This window comes from Rhizobium sp. UGM030330-04, from assembly GCF_003208455.1.
Taxonomy (GTDB): Bacteria; Pseudomonadota; Alphaproteobacteria; order Rhizobiales; family Rhizobiaceae; genus Agrobacterium; species Agrobacterium rhizogenes_A.
Genome location: NZ_QKML01000010.1, coordinates 178,913 through 200,604, shown reverse-complemented (window position 1 = coordinate 200,604; position 21,692 = coordinate 178,913). Strand labels below are relative to the sequence as shown.

The following is a 21,692-nucleotide window of genomic DNA, read 5'->3' as shown; positions in this document are numbered from 1 at the left end:
TATTTCTTCTCCCCGCCGGGGAGAAGGTGGCCCGAAGGATCGGATGAGGGGGAAACGTTGCCGGATTTCGGAGAGCTTGCCCCCTCATCCCGCTGCCGCAGACTTCTCCCCGGCGGGGAGAAGAAACAAGCGGCACCCGCCCGTTTCCCATAAACGACTATCTTATTCGAAGGGCTCTCAGCCGTTCAGCCCGATCTTCTGCAGGCCTTCCTGGATCATCACGTCGGAATACACCCGGTTGCGGCCGTTCGCCTTGGCGAGATAGAGCAACTGGTCGGCGGCATTCAGCTGATTGTCGAAAGGTTCGCCCTTTTCGATTTCCACCACGCCGAGCGAAATCGTCAGTGCGAGACTGCTGCCGCTGAGCTGGCGGCCATTGCTTTCGACGGCGCCGCGCAGTTCCTCGCAGAACTGATAGGCGGCATGGGCATCGAGCCCGCGCAGGAACACGGCGAACTCCTCGCCGCCGAGACGGGCTGGAATATGGCGCTGTTCGTGGCACATGTCGTGCAGCAGTTCGGCAAGCTTCTTCAGCGCCCGGTCGCCGGCATCGTGCCCCAGCGTATCGTTGATCTTCTTGAAATGGTCGATATCGAGAATGGCGACCGCGCCGTTTTCATCGTTGTCGTTGATGATATCCATCAACGCCCGGGTACGCTCGAAGAAGGAGCGGCGGTTCGGCAGGCCGGTCAGATGGTCGCGTTCGGCCAGTTCGCGCAGGCGTTTCAGCTGCTTCAGCGTTTCGATATTATTGTCGATACGGCACTGCAATTCTTCCGGCACGAAGGGGCGATAGACGAAATCCGACGCGCCTGCCTTGAGGAAACTTGCCGAAAGCAGCCGGTCCGTGGAGGACGAGATGCCGATCACCCGCAGATCTTCCGAGGAGCGGCTGTCGCAGATGCGGCGCGTCAGCTCATAACCGTCCATGTCAGGCATATGATAATCGGTGATGACGAGCTGGATCGATGGGTCCTGCGACAGGATCTCCAGCGCCCGGTTGCCCGAATGGGCCTCGCTGACCCTGAAATTCTGCCGCTCCAGAATTTCCACCAGACCGGAACGCGCCGTGCGCGCATCATCGACCACCAGAACGGAAAAGCGCCGGTTGGTCAAAATCCGGTCGACGGTCTTGACCACCGCATCGACGGTGCGATGCCCATCCTTGACGATATAATCGATGATCTTCTTTTCGGCGTAACGTTTGCGCGCTTCTTCATCAACCGTTGCGGTGAACACGATCGCCGGCACCTTGCGCTCGGAAAGCAGGCCCAAAATCTCGCCCTTCGGCGCGTCGGGCAGGTTGAGCCCCGTCAGCGCCAGCGTGAAATGATGGGCGCTCAGAAGGGCATCGGCGGCAGCCATGCTGTCGCAATGAATGACCTCAGCCTCGGTCTCTTCCGAGAGCCGCGACTTCAGCAGCATGGAAAGAGCAACGGAATCTTCAATCAGAAGGATCTTATCCTGCATGGCCGTCCCAAGCCCCCCTGGCCTGTCTCCGCATTCTTTCCCGAACACCGGATATTCGTCATCCGCAAGTCTGCGGATTTGAAAGTCGGCTTATGCATTGTTTTGGAAAAAACTGCGAAAAATAGAAAATTCTTTGTTATTCACTAGTCTATACGTTTGCACTCGTACAGACGTTTCGTAGAGGCCGGGCTTTTTACTTCACTTTCGTTGCAGCTTCGTTACAAAAAGTTCCCGAATTTATGAATACCGATGCGTCGCGCCGCCATTCTGCAAGCCGGCGAAAAAAAACGGCGCCGTTAAAGGCGCCGCGTCATCGCTGAAATTCTGTCGGGGAATGGCGGCTCTCTACCAGATCCACCGCATGATCCGAAAAGCTCAGAACCCGAAAAACCGAGTATTTTCAGGCGGTTTTGGCAGCGGGCTTGCGTTTCAGCATCAGGGCTGCGGCCGCTACGGCCTTCAGTCCGAGCGGGCGGTAGTGGCTTTTGAGGTCGGGCTTCGCCTGCGGCTGTGCCTTCGTCTCGTTCGTCATTTCTCTCTCTCCACAATTCACGCCATTCGCCTGTGCGAAGCGTGTGAGCCCTCTCTTTCGAGGGTAATCTTGACGGATTCGAGGCGAAAAAAACGAAGCTGACTTTTCGGGATGCGACATTTTGCGCCACATCCGCAAGCCGGGTCCCGCGGGAAAAATAACACCTGTGGTTTCAAATACCCCGGTCGAGGCCGTTGCCGCCATTCGCGTCATCATGCGCGTCTTCTTCGATGGTCAGCGTGCCGTAGCGGCGGTGCCAGAGCCGGGCGCTGATGGGAATGAAGACGAGATAGGCAGCAACCGTCAGAACCAGCACTTCCCATGTGAAGCTCATCAGCATCGCCACGTAGAGCACGACGACGAGGATCATCGGCAGCACCAGATCGCGGCGAATGCGGCTGGTGCCCGATTTTCCCGACCAGACCGGCAGGCGGCTGATGAGGAGATAACCGATGAGCACGGTATAGGCGGCGGCGACATAAGCGAAGGGCTTGTCCGGCGCCACGCCGAGGAAGCCGAGATAGACCGGCAGAAGCACCAGCATGGCGCCCATGGGAGCCGGAACGCCCACGAAGAATTCGTTCTGCCAGGGCGCTTTCACCGGCCGCTCGATCATCACGTTGAAGCGTGCCAGCCGCAGCCCGGCGGCAATGACATAGATGAGCGCGGCGATCCAGCCGATGGAGCGCGCCTGATCCAGCAGATAGGCATAGACCACGAGGGCAGGGGCGACGCCGAAATTGACGATGTCGGCGAGGCTGTCCATCTGCTCGCCGAATTTGGAAGTCGCCTTCATCATGCGGGCGATGCGACCGTCGATGCCGTCGAGGAAGGCGGCGAGCAGCACCATGCCGACGGCCAGTTCGAAGCGGCCCTCGATGGCGAGACGCACGCCGCTGAGACCCGCGCAGATGGCCAGAACGGTGATGAGATTGGGAACCACGAGGCGAAAGGGAATTTCCCTCAGGCGTGGCCCGCGGCCGCTATCCTTGCGGCCCTCCTGTTTTCCGTTCTGCTGCGGCTCGGCGATCGGCGTTTCCATGGCGCATGCCCTTCCTGATTGTCATCAGCCGCGGCGGCTGATGACCGGGCCTTTGGCGGAGCCGAACTCGGCAAGCACGGTTTCACCGGCAACGGCCGTCTGGCCGACGGAAACGCGCGGCTGGAAACCTTCCGGCAGGAAGATATCGAGGCGCGAACCGAAACGGATAAGGCCGAAACGCTCACCGGCATCAACTGGTTCATTCGGCTTGACCCAGCAGACGATACGGCGGGCGACCATACCGGCGATCTGCACCACGCCCACCTTGCCATGCGCGCTTTCGATGACGAGGCCGTTGCGTTCATTGTCTTCGGAAGCCTTGTCCACTTCCGCATTGAGGAAGAGGCCGGGGCGGTAAGCGACATTGACGATGCGGCCGCGTACCGGGGCGCGGTTCACATGGCAGTTGAACACGTTCATGAACACCGAGATGCGCACCATCGGCTCCTTGCCGAGTTCCAGCTCCAGCGGCGGAACGACGGTCTGGATGGCGGAAACCTTGCCATCGGCGGGGCTGATGATCAGGTCGTCATCCTGTGGTGTAACGCGTTCGGGGTCGCGGAAGAAATAGGCGCACCAGGCCGTCAGCACGAGGCCGATCCAGAAAAGCGGTTCGGAGATCCAGCCGAGCACCAGCGATGCGACGAAGAAAGCGGCGACAAAGACGTAACCTTCCTTGTGGATCGGTACGATGGTGTTGCGAATGGTGTCGAACAGACTCATGAGATTCCTTGCTCCGGTTTCCGTTGTCGCGTCTATATGTGGTCGTGATACGACACGATCCACACGGCAATGCGACAAATTTTGCCTAGCTGGTTACAGCCAAACGCCCCGCCCGGCAATGGCCCGGTTGTCATGCCACCCCAAGTTCCCCGGGGTTTCTGCCCGTTAGTGCGCGGGTTCGCCGCGGTCCACGACCCCGAGATCGTCGGTTTCGCGAACTTGGCGCAACATCTCTTCCGCCCGGATGGCTTCGCGCTGGCGGCTCCACATCGAGGCGTAGAGGCCGTTCTGCGCCATCAGCGAGGCGTGCGTGCCCCGCTCGGCGATCAGCCCTTCCTTCAGCACGATGATTTCGTCGGCGTGGATGACCGTCGAGAGACGATGAGCGATGACCAGTGTGGTGCGGTTCTTCGAGACGATATCGAGCGCGCTCTGTATCTCCTGCTCGGTATGCGTATCGAGCGCCGAAGTCGCCTCATCGAGAATGAGGATCGGCGGGGCCTTGAGGATGGTTCGGGCAATCGCCACGCGCTGCTTTTCACCGCCCGACAGTTTGAGGCCCCGTTCGCCGACCATGGTGGCGTAACCTTCCGGCAGCTTGCCGATGAAGGCGCTGATCTGCGCCGCATCCGCTGCGGCCATGACCTCCTCCTGCGTTGCCGAGGGGCGGCCGTAACGGATGTTGTAGGCGAGCGTATCGTTGAACAGCACCGTATCCTGCGGAACCATGCCGATCACCGAACGCAGGCTCTGTTGCGTCACGTCGCGAATATCCTGCCCGTCGATTGTGACGGCACCTTCCTGAATATCGTAGAAACGATAAAGCAGCCGCGAGATCGTCGATTTTCCCGCCCCCGAAGGCCCGACGATCGCCACCGTCTTGCCGGCCGGTACATCGAAGGAAACGCCCTTCAAAATCGGCCTTTCGGGATCATAGGCAAAATGCACGTCGCGGAACGAGATGGCGCCCGGTCCGGCGCCAAGCGGTTTCGCAGCCGCCCGGTCGGTAACCTCGGCCTCAACCTCGAGAAGGTCGAACATCTGCTCTATGTCGGTCAGACCCTGACGGATTTCGCGATAAACGAAACCGATGAAGTTCAGCGGCACGGAAAGCTGCAGCAGCAGCGCATTGACGAAGACGAAATCGCCGATGGTCTGTTCGCCGCGCTGCACGGCGAGCGCCGACATCACCATCATGACGGTGGAACCGATGCCGAAGATCACGCCCTGGCCGAAGTTCAGCCAGCCGAGCGAGGTCCAGATCGAGATCGCCGATTTTTCGTAACGCTCCATCGCAACGTCGAAGCGCTTCGCCTCCATCTCCTCGTTGCCGAAATATTTGACGGTCTCGAAATTCAGAAGCGAGTCGATTGCCTTGGTATTGGCGTCGGTATCGCTGTCATTCATGGCGCGGCGGATGGAGATGCGCCAGTTGCTGGCCCTGACCGTGAACCAGATATAGGCCCAGACGGTGATGACCGTGACCAGCACATAGGAGAAACCGTAGGAGGCCCAGAAGATAATCGCCGTCAGCAGGAATTCGATGAAGGTCGGCGCGGTATTGAGGATGGTGAAACGGACAATGGTTTCAATGCCCTTGGTGCCGCGCTCGATAACCCGTGAAAGCCCGCCGGTCTTGCGTTCCAGATGGAAACGCAGCGAAAGCCGGTGCATGTGCACGAAGGTCCTGTAGGCGAGCTGGCGCACCGCATGCTGGCCGACGCTGGCAAACAGCGAATCGCGCAGCTGGTTGAGCCCGACCTGGATCAGCCGTGTCAGATTATAGGCGATGACCAGCGCCACGGCGCCGAGCAGGAAGACGGGAACAAGACCCGCCATGTCCAGACGGCCGTTCAGCGCATCCGTCGCCCATTTGAAGAAATAGGGAACTGAGATCAGCACCAGCTTGGCGACAACAAGGAACACGGTGGCCCAGATCACCCGCATTTTCAGGTCCCACCGGCCCTCCGGCCACATATAGGGCCAGAGATTGATCAGGGTCTGGGTCGGATTGCTGGAATCTGCCGAAATGGTTTTTTGCTTCGTGGCCATCATTTGCTCCGGTCACTGCCGGAAGCCGACAGCAGGGCGGCGGCTTTGGTCAAGCCGCCGCGCGTGTCACAGATAGGGTCGTTGCGGGTTCACCGCAACGCTTCAAATTCAGGAACCGCCCTTCAGCCGCTTGCGGTGAAGTTCCTCCGCATTCGGCAGGGCCTCTTTCGGCACGCCGAAAATCTGGCCGGGCTCGATCAGGTCGGGATTCTTGATCTGGTCCTCATTGGCGAGGTAGATCGTCGTGTAACGCACGCCCTGTCCATAAACGCGCCGGGAAATCTGCCACAGCGTATCGCCGCGGCGGATGATGACACTGTTCTGGCTCTCGGCAAGCGGTGCCTGCTCGAAGGTCTGCGGGCCGGCAGGCGCTTGCGGCGCGGGCGCGGCCGGCGCCGTAATGTGCAGTTCGGTCAGCCGGCTTGCGAGCGATGCGATGCCGTTGCCGATGGCCGCTACATCATTCGGCCATGCCTCGACCGATGCCAGCAGATCGCGCGCCTTGGCGGTGATGCCACCTGCAAAGGCAGTGAAGGCCGGTTCTGTTGCCGCGGCGGTGCGGAATTCCGAAAGCGATTTCAGGCCTATCGCCACCGCGGAGCGGCCGGCAATGGCCTGATCGAGCGCAGGTGTCGCCTGATCCTTGTAGAGATTGGACAGGATGCCGAATGCCTTGGCGACGTCGTCGCGCAGCTTTTCGAAAGCGGCGCGATCGCTCGCCGTGCTCTGGTTCTCAGCCGGTGCCGTCGTGGTGGTGGCGGGTGAAGCGGCCGGCGCCTGCATGGCGACGGTCGCCTGATCGGTCTGCGGCCGCTCGAAGGGAACGCGCACGCGCAGCTTCACGCTGCCATCGGCATTCAGTTCCTCGACGGTGATGAGATGGCTGCCCACGGCCAGATCGACATCACCCTCGACGACGAAATGACCGGAGGCTTCCGTGACGCTCTTGCCGATCTCCCTGTCATCGACCAGCGCGCGCACCGTCGAGCCGGCAGGCGCGGAACCCGCGACGAAAATCTTCGATCCTTCGAATTCGACGGCGGTGACCTGAACGCTCGAAGCCGCTGTCGGGGCCGGGGCGGAACCGGCAGCGGCGGCGGGCTGTCCCGATTGTGCGGTCTGCAGGGCGGGCGGTGCCGCCTCCGGCATCGCCAGCACGCGGCTTGCTTGGCCGGGCCTGGAAACCATCGCCAGAAGTTCGCCGGCCTTGCCGTCCGGCACGGAAACGGTCGCCACTTCCTCGGATTGCGTCGCCTTGCCGCTGGTATCGGTCGAACGCAGCACCAGCTCGTGGTCGCCGGGGGGCAGGGGATTGTCGAAGACGGCGGCGAAATCGCCGCTTCCATCGATGGTCGTCTGGGCGACGACATTGCCGTTGCTCAGAATTTCAAGCTTTGCACCCGGCTGTGCCTTGCCGGCGATCACGGCCGAACCGTCAGGCTCGACGCGCAGCACGTCGAAGGTCGGCGCGCCGGGCGTGGCCTGGGCGGCATCACCGTTCGCAGGTGCGGCGGCGGGTTCCACAGGCTTCGGCGCACCGTCATCCGTGCCGGCGAAGACGCCGGCCAGACGGCGGATCTGTGCTGCGGCCGCGGCCGCGTTTTCAGGCAGGCCGCGCAGGAAGGCGGTGGTGCGCTCGGCGGCAGCGCGCGCCGTGGTGATCAGCCGCGACGTGGTTTCGTCCAGCGTTTCGGGAATTTCGATATTGGTCAGTTCCTTCAGCGAGGCCTCGACCTTCTTGCGGGCGGCCGCGAAATCGGCGTCGGAGGGAACCTTTTCGTCGGCGAAAAGCCCTGCGAGATCCTTGATCGACTGCGTGGCCGAAGCCGCCAGACGCCCGACCTTGTCGGCGATATTGGCGGTTTCCTCGGCTGCGTCCGACAGGATGTCACCCGCCTTGTCGCCACCCATTTCGACGCTGTTCTTCACGGCGTTGCCCGCCTCGTTGATGGCGTCGCCGATCGGTTTGCCATCATTGGAAATTCTCGGCAGGACGAAAAAGATCATGAGCAGGGATGCAATCCCCAGCACGATCAGCGCCAGCAAACCGGCCTTATTGTTTTTCATCCTGGAATCTCCGGGTATTTCAAGCTTTTCACACGAGTTGAGATTGCTAGCGTCTTACCTTGCGCCAGACAAGCGGCGTGACGGCAAAAGGCCATATTTGCAAGGGATTTCCCAAATTTTCTTGACGTGCCGCATCGCACATAGTTCCTTCCCTTCATGACGGACAAAAATACAGCGATTCGATCCATCTGCGTTTATTGCGGCTCCCAGCCCGGTCGTGATCCGGCCCATATGGAAGCAGGCCGTGCGCTTGGGAAATCCATTGCCGAAAACGGCATTCGCTTGGTTTATGGCGGCGGCACCAAGGGCATCATGGGCGCAGTCGCCAGCGGTGTTCTTTCCAATGGCGGCGAAGTGACCGGCATCATACCGGAATTTCTCGTCGATATGGAGGCAACCCGCCATTCTCTCGGACAATTGAACGAGCTGGTCGTCACCAAGGACATGCATGAGCGCAAACATATGATGTTCGAGCGCTCGGACGCCTTCGTGACCCTGCCGGGCGGTGTCGGCACGCTGGAGGAGATCGTCGAGATCATGACCTGGGCGCAGCTTGGCCGCCATGCCAAGCCGATGGTCTTTGCCAATATCAACGGCTTCTGGAACCCGATGCTGGAACTGGTGCAGCATATGCGCGACCAGGGTTTCATCCATCGCGCCCATCTTCTGAACCCGCTTGTCATCGACGAGGTCAAGGACATCGTGCCCGCCATCATCGACAGGGCGCTGGCGCAGCAGAACCCGGAGGGTGACCCTTCGGTGATTTCCCGCCTCTAGCGCGGCCTGCCCGGAAGCGCGCGGCGTCTTCGGGAAAACGGCGTGCATCCGGCATCTGAAAACCGTTAATGAACCGCCCTGCGGTTCGTTACGATTTTAAATGTATATTAATACAGATTTAACAGCAGCGTCGTTCCGACCGCTCTTTTCATGGCCCCGCGACTGATCCTGTGCCAGCCTCACCGGGGCGTTGGCTGTTGCGGAATTTATTTCGCCGCCATGAGAGTGGGTGCATCGGGAAATGATAGCTTTTGTGGTGCGGCTTAAAAGCCGGGCGCATTTCATTATTCAGAGAAGCCCGCTGCGGGGCAGGGAGGCCGTTCTTGGTGCCGCCGCCCGCCGCCGGGTGGATGCCCGGATGAGGCTGGGCATCGTGATCGCCGTCTTTACCGTCATCTATGCCGTCGTGGCCGCGCGCCTCGTTCAATATGGCCTTGCGGAACCGGTTGCCACCGCCTGGATCAATACGGGTGCCACAGCCGTCGCGTCGCGGCCGGATATTGTCGACCGCAACGGTACATTGCTGGCCACCGATCTCAACATGGTGTCGCTCTACGCGGATCCGCGCCGGGTGGTCGATCCGGATGAGGTGGTGGAAAAACTCGCGACTGTCATCCCCAATCTCGACTGGCGCGAAACGCACCGCAGATTGCGCTCGGATAGCGGCTTCCAGTGGCTGCGCCGCCAGCTGACACCCCGGCAGCAGGCGGCTATCCTCAATCTCGGCATACCCGGCATCGGTTTTCGGCCGGAAAAACGGCGATTTTATCCGGGTGGCCCGACCGCCTCGCACATTATCGGCCATGTGAACGTCGACAATCAGGGCCTTGCCGGCATGGAGCGTTATCTCGACCAGCAGGGGCTCGCCGATCTGCGCGCCACCGGTCTTGCGAGCGGCATGGCGCTGGAGCCGGTGAAACTGTCGATCGATCTGCGGGTGCAGAACATCGTTCGTGAGATCGTCATGAAGGCGAAAAACGACTATCAGGCGGAAGCGGCGGGCGCGGTAATCCTCGATGTGGAGACGGGCGAGGTGCTGGCCATGGCCTCGGTGCCGGACTACGACCCCAACGAACCGTCCCGCACCCTTGCCGATGGCAGCATCGACAGGGAGTATGAAAAGGGGTGGTTCAACCGCATGAGCAATGCCACCTTCGAGATGGGCTCCACCTTCAAGAGCTTCACGCTCGCCATGGGGCTGGATGCGGGCGCGATCACGCTCAATTCGGTGGTCGACGCATCGCGGCCGATCCGCATGGGCGGCTTCACCATCAAGGATTTCTGGGGCAAGAACCGCCCGCTTTCAATCGCGGAAGTGTTTCAATATTCCTCCAACATCGGCACGGCCGCCGTCGCCGACATGGTCGGTGTCGAAGGCCACCAGCAATTCCTGACGAAACTCGGATTGCTGTCGCGCATGGAGACCGAAATGCCCGGCGTGGCCACGCCAACCCAGCCGAGGACGTGGAAGAAGATCAATTCCGTCACCATTTCCTTCGGGCACGGTATCGCCACCACGCCGTTGCAGACGGCGGTTGCCGCCGCAGCGCTTATCAATGGCGGAAACCTGATTTCACCGACCTTCCTGTCGCGTTCAAGGGAAGAGGCGGCAACGGTTTCCCGTGCCGTCATCAAGGGAAAGACCAGCGCCGATATGCGCTATCTTTTCAACTGGAACGGTATCAAGGGCTCCGGCAGGCGTGCGCAGGTCGATGGTTTCCATGTGGGCGGCAAGACCGGAACCGCCGACAAGGTCATCAATGGCCGATACGCCAAGGATATCAATTTCAACAGTTTCGTCGCCGCCTTCCCGATGCACAGGCCGAGATATGTCGTTCTATCGATGATCGATGCGCCGAAGACGGGTGAGAACGGCGGGCGCACGGCAGCCTCCACCGCAGCGCCGATGATCCGCGAAATCGTCGCCCAGACGGCAGCGCTCCTCGGTGTCAAACCGCGTTTCGGTTACGAAGCGGAACCGCAATTGCTGATGGATTATTGACCCCCTCATTGCTGTGACGGGCACAGGAATGAGGGGACAAGCGAGATTATCGCTTGAGCCGCATCAGGCTCGAGCCGGTATAGATCGCCAGCGCCACCCAGATCATCGCAAACGCCGCCATCCGCACCATGTCGAAGGGTTCCTTGAAGATGAAGATGGCGATGAGGAAGATCATCGTCGGCGCGATATATTGCATGATGCCGATGGTCGACAGCCGCAGCAGTTTTGCGCCATTGCCATAGAGAATGAGGGGAACGGCGGTGATCACGCCGCTTGCGGCCAGAAGCCATGTGTCTGCGGAATTGCCGCCCATGAAATGCGCCTGTCCGCTGAAGGCAAGCCAGATCATGACCAGCACGGCGGGGATGGACAGGAGCATGACTTCCAGCAGGAAGCCCTGCGTCGCGCCGATCGGCAATGTCTTGCGGAAGAAAGCGTAAAAGCCCCACGAGACAGTCAGCGCGATGGAGACCCAGGGCAGGCTGCCGGCGTGCCAGGTGAGAATCGCCACCGCCACCGCCACGAGGCTGATGGCGGCAATCTGCGCCGGGTAGAGCTTTTCCTTCAGCAGCACTGCGCCAAGGAAGATGCTGAACAGCGGATTGATGAAATAGCCAAGTGCGGCGTCAAGCGCGCGGCCGGCGCCGATCGACCAGATATAGACACCCCAGTTGATGCTGATGAGGGCGGCGGTAAGGCTCGCCATGGCCAGCATTTTCGGGGTTTTCAGTGCCGTGCGGATTTCCGCCGTGCGCCCGAGCGCGATCAGCACGACCGCCGCGATCGGCACCGACCAGATGACGCGATGCACGATGACTTCGATCGGCGAAATATGCGCGACCGCCTTCATGTAAAAGGGGAGAAAGCCCCACAGCAGATAAGCGGAGAGCGCGAAAGCAAAACCGCGCGCGCTATCGCCGCCCTCTTGGGCCGGGAGCGTTTTGTCGAGTGCCATGGGAGTACCACCAATCGTTGGGATAGTTCCTTCATAGCGGATCGGCTTGATGGGAGCCAATTCATTTCCGTGAAGGGTTCATGAGAAAAACTGCATGAATAAAGGGCGTTTTGCCCGCAAAACGGGCTTCAGTCGCGACCGACAGGGGATACACGCCGGCAGGTCCAGCGTGAATCCGGTTTGAATCATTGTCTCATCCGGCCTCTGCAACCGGTTGAACGGACTGGTTATTTCCCCGCAAAACGATCATTTGCGCGAATCAGCTGGTCAAGAATGCCCGGCTCGCTCATCGCGTGTCCGGCTGCCTCGATGATGTGGAAATCCGCCTTCGGCCAGGCCTTGGCCAGCTGCCAGGCATATTTCAGCGGGCAGGGCATGTCATAACGTCCATGCACGATGACGCCGGGAATATCTTTCAGCTTGCCGGCGTCGCGCAGCAATTGCCCTTCCTCCAGCCAGCCGCCATTGACGAAAAAGTGGTTCTCGATGCGGGCGAAAGCGATGGCGTATTTATCCTCGCCGAAATCCTCGACACGGTCGGTATCGGTAACGAGCGCGATGGTCGCGCCTTCCCACTGGCTCCATGCCTTGGCGCATTCGAGCTTCTTTGCCTCGTCGGTGCCGGTAAGATAGCGGTTATAGGCCTGCATCATCTCGCCGCGTTCGGCTTGCGGGATAGGCGCGATGAAATTTTCCCAGCGGTCGGGATACATTTCGGAAACGCCGAACTGGTAGTACCAGTCCAGTTCCGGCCTGGTGACGGTGTAGATGCCGCGCAGGACCAGTTCGCTGACGCGGTCCGGATGGGTCTCGGCATAGGCGAGCGCCAGCGTCGAACCCCAGGAACCGCCGAAAACCAGCCATTTTTCAAAACCGCAAAGCGCGCGCAGCCTTTCGATATCGGCAACGAGATGCCAGGTGGTGTTGGCTTCCAGCTCCGCATGCGGCGTGGAGCGGCCGCAGCCGCGCTGGTCGAACAGGATGACGTCGTAAAGCGCGGGATCAAAAACCCGGCGATGCGTGGGATTGACCCCGCCGCCCGGACCGCCATGCAGGAAAACCGCCGGTTTCGCACCGCGTGTGCCCACCCGTTCCCAGTAGATCGTGTGGCCGTCGCCGACATCGAGCATACCGGTTTCGAAAGGTTCGATCTCGGGGTAAAAGCCGCGCAATTCTTCTGTCATGTGTCACTATCCTCTGGTGGCCATTTGGCCGTGTCGTGGTCCGGATGCTGCCGGCTGTTCACCGGCGCGGGCGCGTCATCCGTTGCAGGTTCCGGCTCGACCGGCAAGCCGTCAAGCTCGGCGAACCAGTGCATCTTGCCGGCAAGATTGGACTGCGCCTCGGGTTTTACCCGCTGCGGCTCGTCCAGCGAACCGAGGGTAATGTTGATGAAGTCGGCCCCCGGCATGTCATAAAAGAGCGGCGTGCCGCAACGACCGCAGAAACCGCGGCGCACATGGTCGGAGGACTGGAACCATGATGCCTCGCCGCGGGTCATCTCAAACTGCGTGAGGGTACTTGCCGCAAGCGGCATGAAATAATTGCCCGACGCCTTCTGGCACATGCGGCAATGGCACAGATGCGGATAACGCAAGCCGCCCTTGATCCGGTAACGCACCGCGCCGCACTGGCATCCGCCGGAAAAGCCCGTCAGTTCGTCCATTAGCGGCCTTCTTCCGGCGGCCATACCTGCGTGTCGTGATCCGGGTGCTGATAGGAGGTGATCTCCGCCTCGTCGACGCCCTGTTCCACCGCCGGCTTGCTGAAGAGCTGCTCGATCCACGGCATGCGCTTGTGGAAATTGACCTGCACCTGCGGCTCGATACGCTCCGGCTCATCGAAAGCGCCGATGGCGATCTCCACGCCGCCGGGATAATGATAGGTCAGCGGCGTGCCGCATTTGTTGCAGAAACCGCGATGGATTTTTGCCGAGGAGCGGAAGAGGGCTGGCTGGCCGCGTGTCCAGGCCAGATGCGCCTGATCGGCGCTGACCAGCGCGCCGAAGAAATTGCCGAAATGTTTCTGGCACATGCGGCAATGGCAGATGGAGGCCCGGCCAAGCTTGCTCGCGTGAAAACGCACGGCGCCGCACTGGCATCCGCCGGAAAAGCCCGCTTCACTCATTTTCTGTTCTCCGGTGGCCAGCTTTCGGTGTCGTGGTCGGGATGCTGATAGGAGATCAGGTTGGTGAGATAGTCCACCGAGGTCAGGTCGTCTTCCGTGGGAACGGCCGGTAGCGTGTGGATGCTGTCGACGAAATCGATCTTGCGCTCCACACCCCACTGAATGGTCGGCGGCAGTGCCGCGGGATCGTCAAACGCACCGGCGGCCACCGCCACGCCATCCGGCGCCTCATAGGTCAAAGGCGTGCCGCATTCCGGGCAGAAGCCGCGCTTGACGACGCTGGAGGACTGGAAGCGCTTCGGCTCTCCCCGGGTCCATTCAAATTCCACGCCACGCACCGAAACCAGCGGCGCGTAATAGGCCCCGAACGCTTTCTGGCACATGCGGCAATGACAGATCGAACTGTCTTTCAGATCGCCGGTAGCGCGAAAACGGATCGCGCCGCACTGGCATCCGCCGGTATGGGTGGTCATGGTTGGTTCTCCTTTACCGTTCGGATAATGTGGAGACAGACATTGTCGATGTCGCTCATGATATCGTCGTTCCAGAAGCGGAGGACGGTCCAGCCAAGTTCCTCGAGTGCCTGCGTTCTGTGCAGGTCATAGGCTGCCGCAGCGTCGTCCGCGTGCTGAAACCCGTCCAGTTCGACGACGATCTTATGCGACGGGCAGGCGAAATCAACGATGTATCCGCAAACCGGTAGCTGGCGTCTGAAAGAGAGGCCGTCTAGGCGATGAGCACGGACGGCGTTCCAGAACCTCAGTTCGGCGTCGGTCATGGCCTTTCGCATCTGTCGGGCATGTGACCGATGTTGAGGATTGACCTTGGCGTGGGGCACGGGATGCTCGCGGCTTGATGGGGTACCGCGAGATTGGAGTATGGTGTGGTCGAAAGCAAGGGCGTGTCGTGGGGCTTTACCCCCCTCTGCCCTGCCGGGCATCTCCCCCTCAAGGGGGGAGATCAGCAGGAGGCGCTACCGCCACTTCATTCGCAAACGTTGAGATGGGCGAGACCTTGCCGCAGATCGATCTCCCCCCTTGAGGGGGAGATGCCCGGCAGGGCAGAGGGGGGTAAACCGCAAGCCGCAGCAGCAAATTACCGCTTAATCTCCCACGTCGTCGTCCGCTCCCCGGTCTCCTTGTCCTTGCCATCCTTCAGCTGAATGCCCTTCTCGGAAAGCTCATCGCGCAAACGATCCGCCTCCGCGAAGTTCTTCGCCTTCAGCATTTCCAGACGCAGCTGCACCAGCGCATCGACAGCCGAAACGATGGCCTCGTCCACTTCCGCTTTCTTCGGCAGGACACCGAGCAGTGCGGCGCTGGCCGCAAAGGCGGGCAGTTTGGATGGATCGGTATTGGCGGCGTGGGCCAGCGCGTGCAGCGCCTGGACGGCGGCAACCGTGTTGAGATCGTCGGCAAGCGCCTCGAGTACGGTTTCGTCCGGTGCGGCATCGGCGGCATCGGCCGCTGGCCACTTGGCCAGCAGGCGTTCGGCCTCTTCCAGACGCTTCACCGAAAAATCGATCGGCTCGCGATAATGCGTCATCAGCATGGCAAGGCGCAGCACCTCGCCCGACCATGTTCGGCCGCCGAATTTCTCCGTGTGCAGCAATTCGTAGATGGTCACGAAGTTGCCTTCGGACTTCGACATCTTGCGGCCCTCCACCTGCACGAAGCCGTTATGCATCCACACATTGGCCATGACATGTGTGCCGTTTGCGCAGCGCGATTGCGCGATTTCGTTCTCATGATGCGGGAAGATGAGGTCGAGCCCGCCGCCGTGAATGTCGAACACTTCGCCGAGGTAACGACCGGCCATGGCCGAGCATTCGATGTGCCAGCCCGGACGGCCACGGCCCCAGGGGCTTTCCCAGCCCGGTTCGTTATGCGAGGACAGTTTCCACAGCACGAAATCGCCGGGGGTCTTCTTGTGGGCTTCCACCGCCACGCGCGCACCGGCCTGCTGCTCGTCCAGCGGCCGCTTGGAAAGCTGGCCGTAATCGGCCATCGAGCGGGTGTCGAACAGCACCTCGCCGCCCGCCGTATAGGCATGGCCGCGGGCGATCAGTTTTTCGATGAGATCGATCATCTCGGCAATATAATCGGTGGCGCGCGGTTCGACGGTCGGCGGAAGGCAGCCGAGCATGGCCACATCGTCGTGGAACTGGTCGGCGGTTTTTTTCGTCACCGCGTGGATGGCCTCGTTCAGAGGCAGATGCGGATAGTCGCGCAACGCCCGCGCGTTGATCTTGTCGTCGAGATCGGTGATGTTGCGGGCATAGGTCACATGGTCTTCGCCGAAGACGTGGCGCAGCAGCCGGTAGAGAACATCGAAAACGATGACCGGGCGCGCATTGCCGATATGAGCAAAATCATAGACCGTCGGGCCGCAGACATACATGCGCACATTGTCCGCATCGATCGGCACGAACTCCGCTTTTTCGCGTGTGAGTGTATTATGAAATTTCAGGCGCAAGGACATGCGGCAGTTCCCTAAAGGCAGAATATTATCCTGGCCGGAACGTTTATCTTTCTTGACCTTGCGGGAGACGAAAACGATCTGGCCGGTGGCGAACCAGCAAAAAAAATCTCAGCAGCAGGTGCAGATCATCGTTCTCATATCTTGCTTTATGGCGCGGCGGTGCGGCCCGGTCAAGAGCAACCGTGGTGGCCTTATCGCCGCTCCGAGCGGAAAATATTCATTCCGGCTGACGGTAATCCACGAATTTTCCCTCGCGCACAAGGAAGAGTTTGCCGGTTTCGGTGAGATCGGGCGAGGCGAGCGGAAGAATGGCTGCGGCCACCTCCGATGGATGCGGCACGGTGGCCGGGTCTTCGCCGGGCATGGCCTGCGCACGCATCGCCGTCCGTGTCGCGCCGGGATTGATGCTGTTGACGCGAAGCGCGCTCTTCTGCGTTTCCGCCGCCCAGGTGCGGGCCAGCGCTTCGACTGCCGCCTTGGAGGTGGAATAGACACCCCAGAAGGGGCGACAGCTATGGGCGGCGCCGGAGGACAGGATGAGCGCGCGGCCGGCATCGGATTTCAACAGCAGCGGCTCGACCGAGCGGATCAGCCGCCAGGTGGCGGTGACATTGATGTTCATGACCCTTTCGAAGACCTTCGCCTCGATATGGCCGACCGGCGAGATGACGCCGAGAACGCCGGCATTGGCGACGAGAATATCGAGCTTGCCCCAGCGCTCGAAAATATTCGCACCCAGCGCATCGATGGCTTTCATGTCGGAGAGATCGAAGGGAACCAGCGTCGCGGTGCCGCCGACGGCCTTGATGGCGTCGTCCAGCTCCTCAAGACCGCCCACCGTGCGGGCGCAGGCGATGACATGCGCGCCGGCCCTGGCGAGTTCCAGCGCCGTGAAATAGCCGATGCCGCGCGAAGCGCCGGTGACGAGAGCGATGCGGCCCTTGAGATCGATAGTCCCCTTGAGATCGATAGTCATTGTCTCCCCCGAAATGATTGCGCTTCCTTCTACGAAGCGCCGCTGGCCTTTCGCAAGCGATCATATCGTCGCATGCGAGAGCCTGAACAAAAGGCAAGAAAAAAGCGGCCACCGGAAGCCGGATGGCCGCTCTGTCTAGGGCGTATCAGCCGTTGCTGGCCAGCATGGAAATCTTGCTGCCCATGGCCTCGCCATTCTTGTCGAGAAGGCGGGTCGGATAGTCGCCGGTGAAATAGTGGTCCGTGAACTGCGGACGCGCCGGATTGCGGTTTTCGCCGCCCACCGCACGGTAAAGCCCGTCAATGGACAGGAAGGCCAGCGAATCGGCGCCGATATATTTCGCCATCGCCTCGACATCGGCATATTGGTTGGCGAGCAGCTTGTCTGCGTCCGGCGTGTCGATGCCATAGAAATCCGGATGGAAGATCATCGGGCTGGCAACGCGGATATGAACTTCCTTGGCGCCGGCTTCGCGGATCATCTGCACGATCTTCACCGAGGTCGTGCCGCGCACGATGGAATCATCCACCAGCACCACGCGCTTGCCTTCGATCATCGCCCGGTTGGCGGAGTGCTTCAGCTTGACGCCGAAAGCGCGGATCTGCTGCGTCGGCTCGATGAAGGTGCGACCGACATAGTGGTTGCGGATGATGCCGTATTCGAAGGGAATGCCGCTTTCCTGCGCAAAACCGAGTGCTGCCGGCGTGCCGCCATCGGGAACCGGGACAACGACGTCGGCTTCCAGCGGCGCTTCCTTGGCAAGGTTCATGCCCATGTTCTTGCGCGTCGTATAGACGTTGCGGCCGCCGACGACGGAATCGGGACGGGCGAAATAGACATATTCGAACAGGCAGAGGCGCTCCGGCTGCGGCTTCGAAGGCTTGCGCGCATCGATGGTGATCGAACCGTCAGGCTGGATTTCGCAGATGATGACTTCGCCGTTCTCAACGTCGCGCACGAATTTCGCGCCGATGATGTCGAGAGCGCAGGTTTCCGAGCAGAAGATCGGCTTGCCGTCCAGCTCGCCCATGACCAGCGGGCGGATGCCGATAGGATCGCGGGCGGCGATCAGCTTGGTGCGTGTCATCGCCAGCATCGAATAACCGCCTTCCATCTGCCTGATGGCGTCGATGAAACGATCGGCGGTGGAGGAGTGGCGTGAACGGGCGATGAGGTGAAGGACGACTTCGGTATCCGACGTCGACTGACAGATGGCGCCGGTGGCGATAATCTGGCGACGCAGCGTCAGGCCATTGGTGAAATTGCCGTTATGGGCAATGGAAATGCCGCCTTCTTCCAGCTCGGCAAACAACGGCTGCACGTTGCGCATCGCCACTTCGCCGGTCGTGGAATAACGCGTGTGGCCAATGGCGATGGAGCCGGGCAGGCGGGCAAGGGTTGCTGGATCGGTATAATGATCGCCGACGAGGCCCATATGGCGCTCCTGGTGGAAGCGCTTGCCATCGAAGGAGACGATGCCCGCCGCTTCCTGGCCGCGATGCTGGAGCGCATGCAGGCCGAGAGCGGTCAGCGCAGACGCATCGGCATGGCCGAGAATGCCGAACACGCCGCACTCTTCATGCAGCGTGTCGCCGTCGATCTCTTCCTTGAAAGTGGCCCCAGGGAACGGGGAATGCGAAAGCGGCTCAATCATCCGGCTTGCCCTTGCTCTCTACCGAGAAAAAAAGAAAGACCTCTCCGGTGAGTATTTCCCCCGGTCGGTCCGTCTGTGTCGTGCTTGATATTTAGCACAAATAGCGCGCCTTGCATGCATTGCAAGGCGCACCCTCGTGTCAATTATTCGTTGCTGGCGGATTTGTTGCCGGCACATCTTCCGCAGGCGCCTGCGTCGTCGCCGGTTCCTGCGGTTTTCCAAGGATACGGGCGCGAATCTGCGGCTCGATATCGTCAGGCAGAACCGCTTCCAGCTTGCCCACCAGCCCGTCGAGGAAGGGCTTGGACTTCGCCTGCGTCACCCATTCCGGCTGCGTCTTCACATCCACCAGCCAGTTCCAGAATGCGACCGCGACGACGAGCAGCAGGATGCCGCGCGCCGCGCCGAACAGGAAACCGAGCGTGCGATCCAGCGCGCCGATGCGGCTGTCGATGATGAAATCGGCAATACGCGAGGTGATGAAGGAAATCACGATCAGCGAGACGAGGAAAACGACGCCTGCCGAACCGGCAATGGCGATCTTGTCGTCATCGGTATAGTTGCGCGCATAGGGCAGCAGAACCGGATAAAGATAATAGGCGGCAGCCACCGAACCGGCCCAGCTCGCGATCGACAGAATTTCGCGGGAGAAGCCGCGGACCATCGCGAGAATGGCGGAGAAAAGAACAACGGCGATGACGATGCCGTCGAAAATTGTAATGGGCATATACCAACTCCGGAGGTGCGACGCCTTGTCAGACGCTGCCTTGCCAATTTTGCGATCCTCTTACACCACTGTTTCCCTTGGCGAAAGGATCAATATTCGTCGTCCTCAACCTGTTTGAACCGGTTGCCGGAGCCGGCGATGCGGGCCACGAGGTCCGGAAGGCTTTCAATTTCCGTCCAGCGTCCCTTGCCGCCTTTCGGCAATTCAGCCGAAGCAGAAGGCAGAAGTGCGGCGGAAAAGCCGAGTTTTTCAGCTTCTTTCAATCGCTGGCCCGTATGCGAGACCGGTCGCACCGCGCCTGACAGGCTGATTTCGCCGAAATAAACACAATCGGCGGGCAGGGCAAGACCGGCAAGCGAGGAAACCAGCGCCGAGGCAATGGCCATATCGGCGGCCGGTTCGGAAATGCGGTAGCCGCCGGCAACATTCAGATAGACATCATGCTGGCCAAGCTTCACCCCGCAATGGGCCTCCAGCACGGCGAGAATCATCGCGAGGCGCGAACTATCCCAGCCGACCACGGCGCGGCGCGGCGTACCCAGCGAAGTGGCAGCGACCAGCGCCTGCACTTCGACAAGCACGGGTCGCGTGCCCTCGATGCCGGCAAAAACCGCAGCGCCCGGCGATTTTTCGTTGCGCTCGCCGAGAAACAGTTCGGAGGGATTGGAGACTTCCCTGAGGCCGCGATCCGACATTTCGAACACACCAATTTCATCGGTCGGCCCGAAGCGATTCTTGACGGTGCGCAGGATGCGGTGGTGATGACCTCGGTCGCCTTCGAAATAAAGCACGGCATCGACCATGTGCTCGACCACGCGCGGACCGGCGATCTGGCCTTCCTTGGTGACGTGGCCGACCAGCACCATGGTCGCGCCCGTCTGCTTGGCGAAGCGGATCATCGCCTGCACGCCGGTGCGCACCTGCGTCACCGTGCCGGGCGCGGAATCGGCCGTATCGCTCCACAGTGTCTGAATGGAATCGATGATGACGAGATCGGGCCGCTTGCCCTCGGAGATCGTCGCCAGAATATCCTCGACATTGGTTTCCGCCGCCAGCAGCACATCGGTTTCCGCAGCCCCGAGACGTTGGGCGCGCAGACGCACCTGCGCCACCGCTTCTTCGCCCGAGACATAGATGATGCGATGCCCGCGCCGCGAAAGGGCCGCTGCGGCCTGCATCAAAAGAGTCGATTTGCCGATGCCCGGATCGCCACCGATCAGGACGGCCGAACCGCGCACGAAACCGCCACCGGTCGCCCGGTCCAGCTCGCCGATGCCGGTCGGAATACGCGGCGCTTCCTCGATTTCACCGGAAAGTGAGGTGAGCGTGACGGGCCGGCCCTTTTTGGGCGTCTTGCCCGGCCCGGAGCCGATGCCGCCCATCGGGTCTTCCTCGACGATGGTATTCCATTCGCCGCAGCCTTCGCATTTTCCCGCCCAGCGGGTGTGAACCGTGCCGCAGTTCTGGCACACGAATTGGGTCTTGGCTTTTGCCATCTTCTATCAGTTTTCTTCTTGTTTGAAATCTTTGGCGGAAATGTCTTGATGGCCATGCAGAACGCGCAGAACGGTAAGCTCATTCTTGTCGACACGAAAGAAAATGACGCGCTCACGATAAGCGATGCTGCGAAGCCCGGCTCCATATTCGCTTCTTGAGATACCGGATAAGCCCAGTGCCGCTATCGATTCGATTTTATTGAAGATATCGAGGGCGAAGCGATCAGCCGCAAGGGGATTCTCAACCTCGATATAGGCGTGGTCTTCGGCAAGGTCGTTCCTTGCGCGCGTGGTCAAGGTTGGAGTCCGGATTTTAATGGCCGGTCCCCGTTTTTTGCTGCGCGGAAACTCTTTTTATATCGGCCAGAAACTCGTCCTGTGAGGCGTAACGGTGAACCCGGCCCGCCTCGGCGTCGTCGATGCCCTCCCGGATCAGCAACTGAAGCGCGGCTCTTTTACCCTCCTCACTGCTTAGCAATTGCAGGCTCGCATGGATAACGGCGTCCGCGTCGCTGTAAACGCCCGCCGCCACCTGCTCCTCGATGAACTTTTCGTCCTGCTCGCTCAAATGGATTTCGGGCATTTCGATCTCCTTTTGTTCTCTTTTAGCA

At 60.7% G+C, this 21,692-nt stretch carries 21 protein-coding genes; 2 read left to right on the top strand and 19 right to left on the bottom strand.

Annotation, left to right across the window (positions count from 1 at the left end):
• Positions 1-177 precede the first annotated feature (177 nt).
• The 6 genes from N434_RS16825 to N434_RS16805 all read right to left on the bottom strand — a co-directional run bounded on the left by N434_RS16825 (position 178) and on the right by N434_RS16805 (position 7,886).
• The gene (locus N434_RS16825; protein WP_065115283.1) at positions 178-1,470 is read right to left on the bottom strand and encodes a GGDEF domain-containing response regulator; all 1,293 of its coding nucleotides are present in this window, start codon (positions 1,468-1,470) and stop codon (positions 178-180) included.
• 400 nt (positions 1,471-1,870) lie between these two features.
• Complete coding sequence (locus tag N434_RS26110; RefSeq protein WP_004440985.1) at positions 1,871-2,002, bottom strand: hypothetical protein; 132 nt, start codon at positions 2,000-2,002, stop codon at positions 1,871-1,873.
• A 172-nt stretch (positions 2,003-2,174) separates the two neighbouring features.
• A complete protein-coding gene (gene pssA, locus N434_RS16820) occupies positions 2,175-3,044 on the bottom strand; it encodes a CDP-diacylglycerol--serine O-phosphatidyltransferase (RefSeq protein ID WP_065115284.1) in 870 nt (289 codons plus the stop codon).
• A 24-nt stretch (positions 3,045-3,068) separates the two neighbouring features.
• Positions 3,069-3,803 (bottom strand): phosphatidylserine decarboxylase, encoded by a 735-nt coding sequence (locus N434_RS16815; RefSeq protein WP_077767785.1) that lies wholly within the window; start codon positions 3,801-3,803, stop codon positions 3,069-3,071.
• Positions 3,804-3,932: 129 nt separating this feature from the next.
• Positions 3,933-5,819: an ABCB family ABC transporter ATP-binding protein/permease gene (locus tag N434_RS16810; protein WP_110759419.1), complete on the bottom strand. Its 1,887-nt coding sequence runs from the start codon at positions 5,817-5,819 to the stop codon at positions 3,933-3,935.
• Between the two features lie 108 nt (positions 5,820-5,927).
• Entirely contained in the window at positions 5,928-7,886 is a 1,959-nt protein-coding gene (locus N434_RS16805; protein ID WP_110759363.1) for a LysM peptidoglycan-binding domain-containing protein, read from the bottom strand.
• Positions 7,887-8,042: 156 nt separating this feature from the next.
• On the opposite strand from N434_RS16805, the gene N434_RS16800 reads away from it, so the two are divergent.
• Positions 8,043-8,663, top strand: a complete 621-nt coding sequence (locus tag N434_RS16800) for an LOG family protein (protein ID WP_065115288.1) — start codon at positions 8,043-8,045, stop codon at positions 8,661-8,663.
• Positions 8,664-8,904: 241 nt separating this feature from the next.
• Positions 8,905-10,665, top strand: coding sequence for a peptidoglycan D,D-transpeptidase FtsI family protein (locus tag N434_RS16795; RefSeq protein ID WP_110759361.1), 1,761 nt, complete (start codon positions 8,905-8,907; stop codon positions 10,663-10,665).
• A 46-nt stretch (positions 10,666-10,711) separates the two neighbouring features.
• Here N434_RS16795 and rarD read toward each other — a convergent pair whose 3' ends face one another.
• The 13 genes from rarD to N434_RS16730 all read right to left on the bottom strand — a co-directional run bounded on the left by rarD (position 10,712) and on the right by N434_RS16730 (position 21,664).
• On the bottom strand, positions 10,712-11,620 hold the full coding sequence (rarD, locus tag N434_RS16790; RefSeq protein WP_110759359.1) for an EamA family transporter RarD: 909 nt from the start codon (positions 11,618-11,620) through the stop codon (positions 10,712-10,714).
• A gap of 227 nt (positions 11,621-11,847) precedes the next feature.
• Positions 11,848-12,804 (bottom strand): prolyl aminopeptidase, encoded by a 957-nt coding sequence (pip, locus tag N434_RS16785; RefSeq protein WP_110759357.1) that lies wholly within the window; start codon positions 12,802-12,804, stop codon positions 11,848-11,850.
• Positions 12,801-13,286: a GFA family protein gene (locus N434_RS16780; RefSeq protein WP_110759356.1), complete on the bottom strand. Its 486-nt coding sequence runs from the start codon at positions 13,284-13,286 to the stop codon at positions 12,801-12,803. The genes pip and N434_RS16780 overlap by 4 nt, the downstream gene beginning before the upstream one ends.
• Positions 13,286-13,747 carry a GFA family protein gene (locus N434_RS16775; protein ID WP_110759355.1) on the bottom strand — a complete coding sequence of 154 codons (462 nt, stop codon included), beginning with the start codon at positions 13,745-13,747 and terminating at the stop codon, positions 13,286-13,288. The genes N434_RS16780 and N434_RS16775 overlap by 1 nt, the downstream gene beginning before the upstream one ends.
• Positions 13,744-14,220, bottom strand: coding sequence for a GFA family protein (locus N434_RS16770; RefSeq protein ID WP_110759354.1), 477 nt, complete (start codon positions 14,218-14,220; stop codon positions 13,744-13,746). Before N434_RS16770 ends, N434_RS16775 begins: the two co-directional genes overlap by 4 nt.
• The gene (locus N434_RS16765) at positions 14,217-14,585 is read right to left on the bottom strand and encodes an endonuclease domain-containing protein (protein WP_110759353.1); all 369 of its coding nucleotides are present in this window, start codon (positions 14,583-14,585) and stop codon (positions 14,217-14,219) included. Before N434_RS16765 ends, N434_RS16770 begins: the two co-directional genes overlap by 4 nt.
• 257 nt (positions 14,586-14,842) lie before the next feature.
• Entirely contained in the window at positions 14,843-16,228 is a 1,386-nt protein-coding gene (gene cysS / locus N434_RS16760; RefSeq protein WP_110759351.1) for a cysteine--tRNA ligase, read from the bottom strand.
• 217 nt (positions 16,229-16,445) lie between these two features.
• Positions 16,446-17,204 carry an SDR family NAD(P)-dependent oxidoreductase gene (locus tag N434_RS16755; protein ID WP_110759349.1) on the bottom strand — a complete coding sequence of 253 codons (759 nt, stop codon included), beginning with the start codon at positions 17,202-17,204 and terminating at the stop codon, positions 16,446-16,448.
• Positions 17,205-17,349: 145 nt separating this feature from the next.
• Positions 17,350-18,858 carry an amidophosphoribosyltransferase gene (gene purF / locus N434_RS16750; protein ID WP_065115299.1) on the bottom strand — a complete coding sequence of 503 codons (1,509 nt, stop codon included), beginning with the start codon at positions 18,856-18,858 and terminating at the stop codon, positions 17,350-17,352.
• 139 nt (positions 18,859-18,997) lie between these two features.
• Entirely contained in the window at positions 18,998-19,585 is a 588-nt protein-coding gene (locus N434_RS16745) for a CvpA family protein (RefSeq protein WP_065115300.1), read from the bottom strand.
• Positions 19,586-19,674: 89 nt separating this feature from the next.
• A complete protein-coding gene (gene radA / locus N434_RS16740; RefSeq protein ID WP_110759348.1) occupies positions 19,675-21,081 on the bottom strand; it encodes a DNA repair protein RadA in 1,407 nt (468 codons plus the stop codon).
• 6 nt (positions 21,082-21,087) lie between these two features.
• Positions 21,088-21,378: a type II toxin-antitoxin system RelE/ParE family toxin gene (locus N434_RS16735; protein WP_110759346.1), complete on the bottom strand. Its 291-nt coding sequence runs from the start codon at positions 21,376-21,378 to the stop codon at positions 21,088-21,090.
• Positions 21,379-21,394: 16 nt separating this feature from the next.
• The gene (locus N434_RS16730) at positions 21,395-21,664 is read right to left on the bottom strand and encodes a type II toxin-antitoxin system ParD family antitoxin (protein WP_110759344.1); all 270 of its coding nucleotides are present in this window, start codon (positions 21,662-21,664) and stop codon (positions 21,395-21,397) included.
• Between the last annotated feature and the right edge of the window lie 28 nt (positions 21,665-21,692).

Bases quoted from the DNA above. Each gene is read 5' to 3' on its own strand.
- N434_RS16825 (WP_065115283.1), bottom strand. From the start codon at position 1,470: ATGCAGGATAAGATCCTTCTGATTGAAGATTCCGTTGCTCTTTCCATG.
- N434_RS26110 (WP_004440985.1), bottom strand. From the start codon at position 2,002: ATGACGAACGAGACGAAGGCACAGCCGCAGGCGAAGCCCGACCTCAAA.
- pssA (WP_065115284.1), bottom strand. From the start codon at position 3,044: ATGGAAACGCCGATCGCCGAGCCGCAGCAGAACGGAAAACAGGAGGGC.
- N434_RS16810 (WP_110759419.1), bottom strand. From the start codon at position 5,819: ATGGCCACGAAGCAAAAAACCATTTCGGCAGATTCCAGCAATCCGACC.
- N434_RS16805 (WP_110759363.1), bottom strand. From the start codon at position 7,886: ATGAAAAACAATAAGGCCGGTTTGCTGGCGCTGATCGTGCTGGGGATT.
- N434_RS16800 (WP_065115288.1), top strand. From the start codon at position 8,043: ATGACGGACAAAAATACAGCGATTCGATCCATCTGCGTTTATTGCGGC.
- N434_RS16795 (WP_110759361.1), top strand. From the start codon at position 8,905: ATGATAGCTTTTGTGGTGCGGCTTAAAAGCCGGGCGCATTTCATTATT.
- rarD (WP_110759359.1), bottom strand. From the start codon at position 11,620: ATGGCACTCGACAAAACGCTCCCGGCCCAAGAGGGCGGCGATAGCGCG.
- pip (WP_110759357.1), bottom strand. From the start codon at position 12,804: ATGACAGAAGAATTGCGCGGCTTTTACCCCGAGATCGAACCTTTCGAA.
- N434_RS16780 (WP_110759356.1), bottom strand. From the start codon at position 13,286: ATGGACGAACTGACGGGCTTTTCCGGCGGATGCCAGTGCGGCGCGGTG.
- N434_RS16775 (WP_110759355.1), bottom strand. From the start codon at position 13,747: ATGAGTGAAGCGGGCTTTTCCGGCGGATGCCAGTGCGGCGCCGTGCGT.
- N434_RS16770 (WP_110759354.1), bottom strand. From the start codon at position 14,220: ATGACCACCCATACCGGCGGATGCCAGTGCGGCGCGATCCGTTTTCGC.
- cysS (WP_110759351.1), bottom strand. From the start codon at position 16,228: ATGTCCTTGCGCCTGAAATTTCATAATACACTCACACGCGAAAAAGCG.
- N434_RS16755 (WP_110759349.1), bottom strand. From the start codon at position 17,204: ATGACTATCGATCTCAAGGGGACTATCGATCTCAAGGGCCGCATCGCT.
- purF (WP_065115299.1), bottom strand. From the start codon at position 18,858: ATGATTGAGCCGCTTTCGCATTCCCCGTTCCCTGGGGCCACTTTCAAG.
- N434_RS16745 (WP_065115300.1), bottom strand. From the start codon at position 19,585: ATGCCCATTACAATTTTCGACGGCATCGTCATCGCCGTTGTTCTTTTC.
- radA (WP_110759348.1), bottom strand. From the start codon at position 21,081: ATGGCAAAAGCCAAGACCCAATTCGTGTGCCAGAACTGCGGCACGGTT.
- N434_RS16730 (WP_110759344.1), bottom strand. From the start codon at position 21,664: ATGCCCGAAATCCATTTGAGCGAGCAGGACGAAAAGTTCATCGAGGAG.